The organism is Vibrio natriegens NBRC 15636 = ATCC 14048 = DSM 759, assembly GCF_035621455.1.
Classification (GTDB): domain Bacteria; phylum Pseudomonadota; class Gammaproteobacteria; order Enterobacterales; family Vibrionaceae; genus Vibrio; species Vibrio natriegens.
In genome coordinates this window covers 482,025-495,774 of record NZ_CP141822.1, presented here as the reverse complement: position 1 = coordinate 495,774, position 13,750 = coordinate 482,025, and the positions used below count along the sequence as shown (strand labels likewise).

9 protein-coding genes are annotated in these 13,750 nt (G+C 45.2%); 4 read left to right on the top strand and 5 right to left on the bottom strand.

All coding sequences use genetic code 11. From position 1 onward, the window contains the following. Nucleotides 1-425 precede the first annotated feature (425 nt). Nucleotides 426-896: a ribonuclease activity regulator protein RraA gene (locus VER99_RS02275; protein ID WP_020335909.1), complete on the top strand. Its 471-nt coding sequence runs from the start codon at nt 426-428 to the stop codon at nt 894-896. Here VER99_RS02275 and VER99_RS02270 read toward each other — a convergent pair. Together VER99_RS02270 and VER99_RS02265 are read right to left on the bottom strand one after the other, a co-directional pair. Next, nucleotides 893-1,375 (bottom strand): putative 4-hydroxy-4-methyl-2-oxoglutarate aldolase, encoded by a 483-nt coding sequence (locus VER99_RS02270; RefSeq protein WP_020335908.1) that lies wholly within the window; start codon nt 1,373-1,375, stop codon nt 893-895. The two genes, VER99_RS02275 and VER99_RS02270, sit on opposite strands and share 4 nt — an antisense overlap. 58 nt (nt 1,376-1,433) lie before the next feature. Beyond that, nucleotides 1,434-1,841 (bottom strand): DUF3293 domain-containing protein, encoded by a 408-nt coding sequence (locus VER99_RS02265; RefSeq protein ID WP_020335907.1) that lies wholly within the window; start codon nt 1,839-1,841, stop codon nt 1,434-1,436. 360 nt (nt 1,842-2,201) lie between these two features. Between VER99_RS02265 and arcA the strand changes: the two genes are divergently transcribed. Further along, nucleotides 2,202-2,918 carry a two-component system response regulator ArcA gene (arcA, locus tag VER99_RS02260; protein ID WP_020335906.1) on the top strand — a complete coding sequence of 239 codons (717 nt, stop codon included), beginning with the start codon at nt 2,202-2,204 and terminating at the stop codon, nt 2,916-2,918. A gap of 82 nt (nt 2,919-3,000) precedes the next feature. On the opposite strand, the gene VER99_RS02255 is transcribed toward arcA, so the two are convergent. The 3 genes from VER99_RS02255 to VER99_RS02245 all read right to left on the bottom strand — a co-directional run bounded on the left by VER99_RS02255 (nt 3,001) and on the right by VER99_RS02245 (nt 7,102). Continuing rightward, nucleotides 3,001-3,450 carry a putative periplasmic lipoprotein gene (locus VER99_RS02255; RefSeq protein ID WP_014230827.1) on the bottom strand — a complete coding sequence of 150 codons (450 nt, stop codon included), beginning with the start codon at nt 3,448-3,450 and terminating at the stop codon, nt 3,001-3,003. 1 nt (nt 3,451) lies between these two features. Further along, complete coding sequence (gene arcB, locus VER99_RS02250) at nt 3,452-5,803, bottom strand: aerobic respiration two-component sensor histidine kinase ArcB (RefSeq protein ID WP_020335905.1); 2,352 nt, start codon at nt 5,801-5,803, stop codon at nt 3,452-3,454. A 339-nt stretch (nt 5,804-6,142) separates the two neighbouring features. After that, a complete protein-coding gene (locus VER99_RS02245; protein WP_020335904.1) occupies nt 6,143-7,102 on the bottom strand; it encodes a TIGR01212 family radical SAM protein in 960 nt (319 codons plus the stop codon). A 555-nt stretch (nt 7,103-7,657) separates the two neighbouring features. On the opposite strand from VER99_RS02245, the gene gltB reads away from it, so the two are divergent. Both gltB and VER99_RS02235 read left to right on the top strand, forming a co-directional pair. Beyond that, nucleotides 7,658-12,196: a glutamate synthase large subunit gene (gltB, locus tag VER99_RS02240; RefSeq protein ID WP_020335903.1), complete on the top strand. Its 4,539-nt coding sequence runs from the start codon at nt 7,658-7,660 to the stop codon at nt 12,194-12,196. After that, nucleotides 12,196-13,665: a glutamate synthase subunit beta gene (locus VER99_RS02235; protein ID WP_014230823.1), complete on the top strand. Its 1,470-nt coding sequence runs from the start codon at nt 12,196-12,198 to the stop codon at nt 13,663-13,665. The genes gltB and VER99_RS02235 overlap by 1 nt, the downstream gene beginning before the upstream one ends. Nucleotides 13,666-13,750: the final 85 nt, after the last annotated feature.

Below are 13,750 nucleotides of genomic sequence, written 5' to 3'. Positions count from 1 at the left end.
TTAATATTCTACGAATTGTGTGTTTGCTTAACCCTACGTTTACCGAGTTTCTGTAACAGAGTCAACAAAAAAATTGTTTATTTTCCAGTCTTGCAGAGATAAATTCTGCTATATATCACTGAAAACAAAGAAATAAATTAAAATTCAATTTTTTTAATAAATTTATCTTAGTATTTCATTCCCGAAATAGCTTTGCATAGAAAAAGTTACATTCCACCCACATTCATGGCGATCTTGGCTAAAACGGCAAAGATCAAAGAAAATGCAGAGCAACCACTCTTGCACAACAATTTAAGTGTGATCACACTCCACGAGAGTTAATTATTTGGGAAATAAATGAGCTGCATTTCATATTATATGCTTTAATATTGGGAAGCGTTGAGCACATACCAATAAAAAGTTCTGAAACACAAGGAGTGGTGAGCATGAAAAAATGGCTTTTTCTGTTACTTTTTGCCATGCCTGGTGTTTCTTTAGCGACTGAACTACCTACCCTTCCTGGAGCAGCAATAACTTCCCCACACAAGTTATTTATCTCAAGTGACAGTTATCAAACCGATAGCTTCGATGTATGGAACATCGACGGCGGTTACTCGTACGAGTTATTTGATTCGGTTGATCTTTATGTTGGTGCACGCGTCAACAATTCGCCAGTCCAAAATCAAAGCGGCTTTTTGAGTGGCGTTAGCTACCACTTTAATGATCGTGTCACTGTTAAGAGTACGCTGCGTTCTTTCAAAGCTGACACCAACGAGCGTGTCGATGAAGAAGATACGGGCCTTGCTGCCGAGGTGTCTAGTCGTGTGAAAATTACTGACAAGTTAGATATTCACGCAACTCTAGATTATCAAGATTGGCAACAAGGCTTTGAAGTTGGGTTAGGGTTTCGCTTCTAAAAATCCAGTTTCTCTTTTGAGATCAACACCCCATTCCAGTCTGCATAAACATAATGCTTCGGCTGCACTAACTGATTTTGCATCGTTACTGTCACATTGACCTCACCCAGGCCTCGCTTTTCTGTTTTAAACGGACATGTGCCAAGCGCTTGAATGCCAATATCCATTTGTGACATTTGCGCCACATCACGCACCGCACCATAGACAATAATACCTTCCCATCCATTCTCAATACCAAGGATGGCCAATTGATCACCGAGCAGTGCTTTTTGACATGAACCATGGCCATCAACAATTAACACTTTGCCTGTGCCGTCCTGCCCAAGCACCTCTCTTACCTTGGAGTTGTCGTGATAACAGCGCACTGTGACAATTTCGCCAAAAAACGCGGAACGTTGCCCAAAATTCTGTAGTGGCAGATTCAGTAACGTTACTTGGTCTTCAAATTGGTCACATATATCTGGTGTTATATCGTTCATATTTCCTCCGTGAATTTTCTCGTCCGAGTACACTCCAACGAGTAGTATCCTGTTTTCGTTATACGAGTCGCTCACTCATTTTAGCTACTTTGTGTCGATTGCTCGGATCACCGCAGACAATAAGGTAGATGTCGTCATGAGAGATATAATAAATCGCATTCTGCTGAAACTCGTTTGCCAATGTAATCGCGTCGTCTATTGAGATCTCCGCCGCAAAACTCTCTTCGTACCATTCAAAGGTACGGTCACCTACAGTAACTGGCACATAGTTAACGTGTTTTAGGCGCTTTTCTAGCTTTTGATTAATTATGCAGTTATCTTCTTTTGACCGCAAATTACTGTAAGGGTTCCAAGCAGTTATCACAACATAGCTCAAAACATTCCATTTCGTTTCAAAGCGAAAAAAAGAATTTGCATAAGCATTCCATAACGATGCGTCGATGTTCGTATTATTTTTTTCTATCATAACTCTTAAATGATTAATAACAGTTAAATTTCATCAATTGATGTAAATCAACAAACTGCATGGAATTAACATTTGAGCATTGTTAGCATGCTGTTAACAATATAAAATTCGCCCCATATCTAGGGTGTTTACGTTTCCTCCCCCAATAAGAAACTGGAAATGAAAGGTAAATATCCCATTAGAATAAAAGTCACCACGGGATGTAGGTGAGCTGGTAAATCTCCATGGAAGGCGGATAACTGAAAGAAGTGTAATTTTGATTAACTTGATTTATTATCAAAATTTCATTACCTGTATGTTATATTTTTGCCTAGAATTTATTCTATTAGCACAATTTTGTCACAAATTTAGGTACCGCCAATGCAAACCCCGCAGATTCTGATCGTTGAAGATGAGCAAGTAACTCGTAACACTCTTAAGAGTATTTTTGAAGCAGAGGGATACGCTGTTTTTGAAGCCAGTGACGGTGAAGAGATGCACCAAGTATTATCAGACAACTCTGTCAACTTGGTCATTATGGACATTAACCTTCCAGGCAAGAATGGTCTTCTACTTGCACGTGAATTGCGCGAACAAGCAAACATCGCACTGATGTTTTTGACTGGCCGTGACAATGAAGTGGACAAGATTCTAGGCCTTGAGATTGGTGCTGATGATTACATCACTAAACCATTCAACCCACGTGAGTTGACTATCCGTGCGCGCAACTTGTTGAGTCGCTCAATGAGCGCAAGTGCTGTTCAAGAAGAAAAACGCTCGGTAGAAAAATACGAGTTCAACGGTTGGGTGCTAGATATCAATAGCCGTTCACTGGTGAGCCCGTCAGGTGATAGCTACAAACTGCCTCGTTCTGAATTCCGTGCGCTACTGCACTTCTGTGAGAACCCAGGCAAAATCCAAACACGTGCCGATCTTCTGAAGAAGATGACAGGCCGTGAACTTAAACCACACGACCGTACTGTTGACGTAACCATTCGTCGTATTCGTAAACACTTCGAATCTGTATCAGGTACACCAGAAATCATCGCAACGATTCATGGTGAAGGTTACCGCTTCTGTGGTGATTTAGAAGACTAATTCTTCATTCCACGAGAAACATGAAGGGCTTGCTCATTGGAGTAAGCCCTTTTTCTATACCGCTTTTTAAGCAGAATAAGCGCTAGTAGACCTTGTTTACCTTTACATACTTTTCTACCAGCCAACGTTTTTTACCGGCATCATCCAGCAGTATTGCCAGCTCAACCCACTTTTCAGTGTTAAGTTGATTTTGCCAGGTAAACGCGACTTCCCACTGGTTTTCGCTATGCGTCCGAGTTTCTAAAGCGTCTTCGTCCAGCATCCATTGCTCGTCACCTTGTTTAATTATCAAAGCTTCTACTGTCAGATTGGCCGGTAACTCCGTATCACTTTCCAAAGAGAGAGAGCCGTGAAGGTTGGGTTCCTGAGACTCACCTATTGTCGGCATCAGATTTACCCAGAGGTTACTCTTGAGTTCAATATTGACTTGATTAATTGTTATCTGGCTGTCTTGTTTCCAATTCACTTCAGGAACAGCACTACAACCCGACAGCAGTGCAGTAGCAATGGCCACTGATGCAAGTTTCTTCATGTTATTTCCTTTGTTCTAACCAACTTTTTAGTACTTGGATATCGTTGAGGTATTCATTTTTTATTTCTTCAACCCAATCTGAAATATTCTCCCACCAGGCAGGCATATCCGGAGACTGGGCTTTCTGCGCGACACTTTGAATACGTTTCAAACCAATGGAACCTGCTGCTCCTTTTATTTTGTGCGCTTCGGAGACGATGCCATCTTTATCTTTCGCGATCATATTGGAGTCCAGTACTTCAATATAATCTGGCATCATATCTTCAAACATTTTGATGCTGTCATAAACGGGCTTCGCCCCCACAATATCAACGTAAGACTCCAGCATATCGAGGTCAAGCAGATGCGTCTCAATCACTGGTGATGGAGCAGGTTCTTCCTTAACTTCAAGAACCTCAACCGGCTGTGGTTTTTCCACTCTATGCACAAAAAACTTATCAATCACAGACTGAATAGCATGCACAGCCAACGGCTTACTGATTGCATCATCCATGCCGTTTTGCAGATATTCTCTACGGTCTTTCAGTACGTTTGCCGTCAACGCGACTAACGGTGGCAAGTTATCGTAGTGCTCTCGGTAGTATTTCGCCACATCGAAGCCAGTCATATCAGGCAACTGAATATCCAGTAAAACCAAGTCATACTGATCCGGAACGAAATTGACTAACGCCTCTTGTCCTGTCATGGCAACAGTGACTGAATGGCCTAAGCTTTCCAATAGCGATTTCGCCACGGTCACGTTCAGTTCGATATCTTCAATCATAAAGATATTTAAGTGAACATTATCGCGTTGCGCGTCGATAATAGGTTCTTCTAGAGCCACGACTGGAACATGAATAGAAACGGTAAATGTACTGCCGTAGCCCTCTTCACTCGCTACGGAAATATCACCATCCATCATATTAATCAGCTGTTTAGATACAGCCAGTCCAATACCAGTACCAACTGCGTGTAAGTTATCTTTGCCTGACTTCACTTGGTAATACATGGCAAAAATCTTATTCAGCTCTTCTTCAGGAATACCGATACCGGTATCTTCCACTTCGATAATAATCGTCGCGAAATCATCTTCGACATCCGCACTCACCGTCATTACCACACCGCCTTCTTTGGTGAACTTCATGGCGTTGTTGACCAGGTTCCAGATAACCTGACGTAAACGGGTGGCATCAACTTCAATCGCTTTCGGTAAATCGCTCAAACGTTCTAAGTCGAAGCGCAAACCTTTCTGTTCAGCCATCAACGCGGAGATACTCTCTATTTCTGCGACAAAGTCTTCGAAATTAAGTGGCTCAGGTAATAATTCTAGTTTGCGACGGTCAAACTTATCCATGTCGATAATATCGTTGAAAATATTTCCAAGCGTAATCGCGCTGACATTGATGGTTTGCATGTACTTACGCTGCTCTTCGGTCAGTTGAGTATCAAGCAACATTCGGCTCAAGCCGACGATACCGTTGAGTGGAGTACGAAGTTCATGACTGATAGTAGAAATGAAGGTGGTTTTGTCTCGGCTGGCTTTTTCCAGAGACTCCTCATGGCGTTTACGCTCGGTGATATCACGACCAAAACCAACTAGGCCAAGGTGACGGCCGTCCTTACTGTAAAAAGGAACTTTACGCAGTTCGAAGTAGTGTTTACGACCATCCGGGTATTCCAGCCATTGCTCATAGGTAATGGCTTGATTATCAGTGAAAACCTTCTGGTCCGTATCAACGATTGGCTGTGCAATTTCTTTGCTGTAGACGTCCCAAGGGCTCAAGCCCACCAACTGATGCTCTTTCTTACCCGTCAGCTCTTCCATCGCTCGGTTACAACCTGAAAACACACCATCCGCATTTCGGTAGTAAATCAGATCCGGAGACGCATCAATGAAGGAGCGCAATAAGGCGGTTCGCTCCGCAAGCTCTAACTGTGTGCGCTCACGCTGAAAGACCTCATTTTCCAGATCCTTCATCGCTTCTTCGCGAGCTTCTTCGGCTTTAATACGCTCTTCAATCTCTTGATTGAGCTTTTCAATATTCTGTTGTAACTGGAAGTTCAGTTCTTGGTCGCGCGAGCGCATGTCTTTCAGCTTGGAAACCAGCTTAGTTAACCTTTGGCGAGACTCTTCCAACTGATCAACCACCACCGACAGAAAATACACCGCCCAAGGAGTAATCAGCAGACCAAAGAACACAGAGCGTACGATATCAATATCGTCAACTCGCCCCTTAAGTGCCAAGGTAATACCAACTTGTACCACGACAGCTAACGCCACCAGCGCAAGTGCTAGCAAAATTGAAAAACGGACAATCCCCAGTTTCACCAGAAGGTCGACATAATACTGGGCAAGATTTTTCATCGGTTTCATTCACGACTCCACGGCGTAAAGCTAGATATCATCCCTGAACATTAGACATGAACCTTGGTATACAACTTCAGGGTAATAATGGAAAAACACCAAGTACCAGCAGTTTAACGTGTTTGATACGGTGATTTAAACTTCTCACTATCAACTTAGAGCAAGAGGTCACAAAGCGTTGACAATAACTTCTCTTTCATCGTTCGTATGTTTAATAATGAACGATGAAACAGACATTGGAAAAAACTTAAAAAGCGATGAGAAGCGCTAAGGGTAGAATGGTAAACCACAGACCCAAGTAGGAATAAAATACTTGGGCCTGTAGAATTTTATGCTAGCAGTAAGAAATCAGAGATGAGTAGATACTTTAAGTTTAAGCTCAGGCTTTTTATAGATAAACGGCTTACCGGTTAAACTCCCCTGAGAACCTTCTATGTCCAACGCACGACCAATCTCGGTCATCGCCAACCAGCGATTTTCACACCAGAGTGGCGACAACAGCGTCGGGCGACGTGCCGCAGAAGAAACCCTGTGATAAACAATCTCCTCCGGCGTCATGCGGATTAATTCACTGGCAATGGCGACATACTCTTCTAGCTCAGGTGCTTCCAGCTTACCGGCTCGCCACGCTTTAGCCATAGTGCTGCCTTCAACAATGTGCAAACCATGCAATTTGATGCCATCCGTCCCCACTTCAAGAACTTTACTCATGGTTTCCACGTTATGTTGGCGCGTTTCTTTGGGTAAACCAACGATCAAATGCGTGCACACCTTAATGCCTAAAGCACGCGCTCGCTTGGTGATCTCCGCATAACATTCGAAATTATGGCCGCGGTTAATTCGCTTCAGCGTGTCGTCATGAGCTGTTTGTAAACCGAGTTCTAACCATATTTCGTAACCTTGCTTGACGTAATCAGAGAGTAAGTCCAGCACGGCATCAGGAACGCAGTCAGGTCGGGTACCAACACATAAACCTACGATATCCGCCGCTTTGAGCGCCTCTTCATACATGTTCTTGAGAACTTGAACTTCGGCATACGTACTGGTGTACGCCTGAAAATAGGCTAAATACTTTTTCGCGCGTTGGATCTCCCCGGCACGATCACTCAGTTGCTCATGAATGCTTTTAACCTGTACTTCCTCGTCAGAAAAAGACGCAACATTACAGAATGTGCACCCTCCACGTCCGATCGTACCGTCTCTGTTTGGGCAGCTAAATCCACCATGCAATGTTAATTTATGAACTTTTTCACCATATCGGCGCTGAAGATCCTGGCCTAATGTGTTGACCAACTCATGTAACTGCATAAAATTCCACCAAACCAAAATCGTAATCAATATCACTACGATTAGTGTAAATAAATTACATACCTGCAAGAAAAATCACAGAATCTTAATCAATCCAAACGAGTCACAGACTAGTCAAAATCAATAAACCTGCATAAATACATACAAAAACTGGCAATGTTACGTAATTGTTAAACAAAATATGCATAATTAAACAAAAAAAATGGGTCACAACGTCGACTTTTCGTTGCATTACGAAGTAACAAAATTGTAGGATACTTACGTATCCACGTGGTTTTTGTCATTTTGATTACAACACGGACTGCGGGGATTATCGGTGTTATCCCACTCCTACCTATATAAGTCACCAATAAGTGGCAAATAATAAAGAGATAACACCAAGGAATGTTTTTCTCGCAACACTTTTCCTGCGAGATACGGAAAGGAATCAAGACTGGTCAACCTCGACCGGTGGCGAATCATAAATATAAAGGACAAGACGCAAATTAAATTTCGCTAGACAGGCTTAGTCTGTCTGGGGTTTTCGCGTCTACATTGAACTGGAAGGATGTATCTATGGTAGATAGAGAGCACAATTCACAGGGTCTGTACACTCCAGAGCTGGAGCATGACGCTTGTGGTATCGGTTTTGTTGCTCACCTTAAAAACCGTAAATCTCATGAAGTAGTAACGCAAGCATTGGATATGCTGGCGCGTATGGAACACCGTGGCGGTCAAGGTTGTGACCCATGTAGCGGTGACGGCGCTGGTATCTTGCTGCAGAAACCTCATGAATTTCTATTGGAAGAAGCCGTTAAACAGGGCATTAAACTGCCTTCGTTCGAAAAATATGGTGTTGGTGTCGTTCTTTTCCCGAAAGACGAATACAAACGTGAACAGTGCCGTGACATTCTAGAGCGCAATGCCAAGCGCCTGGATCTTGAAGTTATCGGCTACCGCGTACTTCCAGTAGATAACTCTATGCTTGGTGCCGACCCGCTTAGCACGGAGCCGCAATTCGAACACGTATTTATCTCAGGTGGCCCGGGTGTTACACCTGAGGAACTGGAACGTAAACTGTACGTTCTGCGTAACTACACTGTACGTGTCTGCCTGGAAAGCGTATCGAATATCAAAGACGAGTTTTATATCAACTCTATGTCGTACAAGACTCTGGTATATAAAGGCCAGCTGACGACAGAACAGGTACCACAGTACTTCCTTGACCTGCAGAACCCAACCATGGTGACTGCACTGGCACTGGTACACTCTCGTTTCTCTACCAATACATTCCCAAGATGGCGTCTGGCTCAGCCTTTCCGCTACATTGCTCACAACGGTGAAATCAATACAGTTCGCGGTAACCTGAACTGGATGAAAGCCCGTGAAGCGATTATTGAATCAGACCTGTTCACGCAGGCTGAGATCGATATGCTGCTGCCTATCTGTCAAGAAGGCATGTCTGACTCAGCAAACTTTGATATGGCTCTGGAACTGCTGGTTCTTTCTGGTCGTACCCTGCCTCACGCGCTGATGATGATGATTCCTGAAGCATGGCAAGAAAACAAAAACATGGATCCTAAGCGTCGTGCGTTCTATCAGTACCACGCAAACATTATGGAACCATGGGATGGCCCTGCCTCTGTATGTTTTACTGATGGTGTTCAAGTAGGTGCAACGCTTGACCGTAACGGTCTGCGCCCTTCTCGCTACACAGTAACGAAAGACAACTTCCTGGTAATGGCATCAGAGTCTGGCGTAGTCGACATTGCACCAGAAAACGTTGAGTTCCGTGGTCGTCTGCAGCCTGGTCGTATCTTTGTTGCTGACCTTGAGCAAGGTCGTATCATTTCTGATGAAGAAGTGAAAGATACCATTGCTACCTCTCAGCCATACGAAAAATGGGTTGAAGATAACCTTCTCAGTCTGAAAAACTTGCCAGATGCAAGTAACCAGTTTAGCCAACCTTCTCCAGAGCGTTTGTTACACCGCCAACAAGCATTTGGCGTAAGCTCAGAAGAAGTGAACGAAATCATCGTTCCAATGGCAAACGATGGCAAAGAGCCACTATCTGCAATGGGTGCTGACTGGCCGCTAGCCGTTCTGTCTCACCAATCACAGCATTTATCAAACTACTTCAAGCAACTGTTTGCTCAGGTAACTAACCCGCCGATCGACCCGATCCGTGAGCGTATGGTTATGTCCCTGAACACCTACTTGGGTAAAGACCAAAACCTACTGACAGAAACACCGCTTCACTGTCAAAAGGTAGAACTGGAATCTCCAGTACTGGCTAACTCTGAGCTTGAGAAGCTACGTGCTATCGATAACGAGCACTTACAAGCTAAGACACTGGACATCGTATTCCAGGCAAGCGAAGAAAAAGGAAAACTTGAGCGCGCACTTAAACGTATCTGCCAATACGCAGAAGACGCAGTGATCGACGGCTACTCAATCATCCTACTGACAGACCGTGCAGTAAACTCAAACCACGCGGCTATCCCAGCAATGCTGGCGGTTGGCGCAGTTCACCACCACCTGATCCGTAAAGGTCTGCGTGCTAAGTGTGACATCGTGGTAGAGACGGGTGACGCACGTGAAACTCACCACTTCGCGACTCTACTTGGTTATGGTGCAAACGCGGTTAACCCTTACTTGGTAATCGAAAGCATCATCGAACTACAGCGTACGAAAAAGCTCGATCCTGAAGCAAATCCAAGCGATTTGTTCAACAACTACCGTAAAGCCGTTAACGGTGGTCTGCTGAAGATCTTCTCTAAGATGGGTATCTCAACGCTGCAGTCTTACCACGGCGCACAGATCTTCGAAGCGCTTGGTATTCACAAATCCGTTGTAGACAAATACTTTACTGGTACGGTTTCTCGTATTCAGGGTCTGACTCTGGATGACATCGCAAAAGAAGTCGTGGTTCGTCACCGTATTGGCTACCCACAACGTGAAATCCCAATTCAAATGCTTGATGTTGGTGGTGTTTACCAATGGAAACAACGTGGTGAGAAACACCTGTTCAACCCAGAAACGATTTCTCTGCTTCAGCAATCGACTCGTAACAAAGACTACTCTCAGTTCAAGCAGTACGCGAGCGCAGTAGATAAGCAAGGCGACAATGCTGTTACGCTTCGTAGCCAACTAGAGTTCATTAAGAACCCAGCAGGTTCTATCTCTATCGACGAAGTTGAACCAATTGAGAGCATCGTAAAACGCTTTGCAACGGGTGCAATGTCATTTGGCTCAATCTCTCACGAAGCACACTCAACACTGGCTGTTGCGATGAACCGCTTAGGCGCAAAATCCAACTCAGGTGAAGGTGGTGAAGACCCAATTCGCTTCGAGCGTAAAGAAAACGGCGACTGGGAACGCTCAGCAATCAAACAGGTTGCATCAGGTCGTTTCGGTGTGACGTCTTACTACCTGACTAACGCAGAAGAGCTTCAAATCAAGATGGCTCAAGGTGCGAAACCAGGTGAAGGTGGTCAGCTACCTGGCGATAAAGTCGATGACTGGATCGGTGCGACTCGTCACTCAACTCCGGGCGTCGGTTTGATTTCTCCACCGCCACACCACGATATCTACTCTATCGAAGATTTGGCTCAGCTTATCTACGACTTGAAAAACGCGAACCGTGCGGGTCGTGTAAACGTGAAACTGGTATCTGAAGCAGGCGTTGGTACCATCGCATCAGGTGTAGCGAAAGCAAAAGCAGACGTTGTACTGATCGCTGGTTTCGATGGCGGTACAGGTGCATCGCCAATTTCTTCGATTCGTCACACTGGTCTTCCTTGGGAGCTAGGTTTGGCAGAAACACACCAAACACTTCTGAAGAATGGTCTGCGTAACCGTATCGTTGTTCAGGCTGACGGACAGATGAAAACACCTCGTGACCTTGCAATCGCAACTCTACTAGGTGCGGAAGAATGGGGCGTGGCAACAGCAGCATTGGTTGTTGAAGGTTGTATCATGATGCGTAAGTGTCATAAAAACACCTGTCCTGTTGGTATCGCAACTCAGAACAAAACTCTGCGTGAACGCTTTGATGGCCGCGTAGAAGACGTAGTGACTTTCTTCCAGTACATGGCTCAGGGTCTACGCGAAATCATGGCGGAACTTGGTTTCCGTACTATCGATGAAATGGTTGGCCAAGGCCAGAAACTGCGTGTTCGCCAAGACATTTCTCACTGGAAATACAAGAACCTGGATCTGTCTCCTGTTCTACACATCGAGCAGCCACGTGAAGCCGATGGTGTATACAACCAAACAGTGCAGAACCACAACCTTGAATCGGTACTAGACCGCAAACTTATCCAAGCCGCTATTCCGGCGCTTGAGAAAGGTGAAGCAGTGAACGCTGAGTTCCCTATCGTCAACACTGACCGCTCTGCGGGTACTATGCTGTCGAACGAGATCTCGAAAATGTACAAAGACCAAGGTCTGCCACAGCCAATGAACGTGAAGTTCAAAGGCTCTGCTGGTCAGTCTTTCGGTGCATTCCTGGCGAAAGGTGTGAAGTTCGAAGTTGAAGGTGACGCGAACGATTACTGGGGTAAAGGCTTGTCTGGCGGTACCTTAGTACTGTACCCAGATGCGAACTCTAGCATTGTTGCTGAAGACAACATCATCGTAGGTAACGTATGTTTCTATGGTGCAACGTCTGGTGAATCTTTTATCCGCGGTATGGCTGGTGAGCGTTTCTGTGTTCGTAACTCTGGCGCGAAAGTTGTGGTTGAAGGCGTGGGTGACCACGGCTGTGAATACATGACTGGTGGTGCAGCTATCATCCTAGGTTCAACAGGTCGCAACTTTGCTGCTGGTATGAGCGGTGGTGTAGCGTACGTATGGGATAAATCAGGTGACTTCGAGTCCAAACTGAACCCAGAACTCGTTGACTTGGATCCTATCGAACAAGAAGACAAAGATCTGTTACTAGACATGTTAACTAAGCATGTTCAATTCACAGGAAGTGAAGTTGCTCAGTCTTTCCTAGACAACTTTGAAGCTAGCCTAGCCTCTATGGTTAAGGTCATGCCGCGCGATTACAAAGCGGTACTTCAAAAGCGTAAAGCTGAGGCACAACAAACTGAAGCGGAGGCAGTGTAATGGGTAAGCCTACTGGATTTTTAGAGCATGGTCGTGAACTTCCACAGAAGATCGATCCCGCTGAACGTATCAAGAACAACAAAGAGTTCGTTCTGAACGAGGAGTTTGGTAGCAAGATCAATACTCAGGCTTCTCGCTGTATGGACTGTGGCGTGCCGTTTTGTCATAACGGCTGCCCGATTGGTAACATCATCCCAGAATTTAACGATGCGGTTTACCGCGATAGCTGGGAAGAAGCATGGAACATTCTGAGCTCGACTAACAACTTCCCTGAATTTACGGGTCGTGTATGTCCTGCACCGTGTGAAAGTTCTTGTGTACTTGGTATTAACCAAGACCCAATAACCATCTGTAACATTGAGAAAACCATCGTGGAAACGGCGTATCGTGAAGGATACGCCAAACCAAAAACGCCACGCTCTCGTACAGGTAAAACCGTTGCAATCATCGGTTCAGGCCCAGCGGGTCTGGCTGCAGCTGAACAGCTGAACAGCGCGGGTCACTCAGTGACGGTATTTGAACGAGACGAAAAAGTCGGTGGTCTGCTACGTTTTGGTATCCCTGACTTTAAGCTCAGCATGGAAGTGATTGATCGTAAGATCAACCTGATGGCTGAAGCGGGTGTGGAATTCAAAGTGAACCAACACGTTGGTGTTGACGTGAACGCTCAGCAGTTACGTCAAGAATACGATGTGGTACTACTGACTGGTGGCTCTACGGTTCCTCGAGACCTTCCGGTACCAGGACGTGAACTAAACGGCGTTTACTTCGCAATGCAGTTCCTTGGTCAAAACAACCGCCGTGCAAACAACATGGACCTGAAAACTGAAGAAATTCACGCAGCAGGCAAGCATGTGGTAGTTATCGGTGGTGGTGATACAGGTTCTGACTGTGTTGGTACCTCAAACCGTCACGGTGCAGCGAGTGTGACTCAAGTTGAGATCATGCCAATTCCACCAGAAAAACGCCCTGCGAATATGCCGTGGCCTCAGTACCCAATGATCCTTCGTACTTCAACTTCTCACGAAGAAGGGGTAGATCGTCACTGGAACATCCTTACTAAAGAGTTCATTGGTAACGATAAAGGTGAAGTAACGGGTCTGCGTATTGCTGACATCGTATGGGAAGATGCAAAACCTGGCGAGCGCCCAAGCTTCAAAGAAGTCGAAGGCAGTGAGCGAGTAATTCCATGTGACATGGCTTTCCTAGCAATGGGCTTCTTACACCCTGAACCAACAGGTGTGCTGGCTCAGCTAGACATCGCTCTTGATGATCGTGGCAATGTAGCAACTCAGGGCTTTGCGACTAACCAAGAAGGTGTTTTCGCTGCAGGCGATATGCGTACAGGTCAATCACTTGTCGTTCGTTGTATCAACGAAGGCCGTGAGTGTGCTCGCTCTATCGATGAATACCTGATGGGCGGTACACACCTAGAAGCAAAAGCAAACTCGCTGATGCTTTCAGCATAATAGGAGGAGATGCACTCCTCCCTCTTTCTGAGTGCGAGCAGCCAATAATTATATTGTTGGCTGTTCAACAAGAAAGAAAACAATT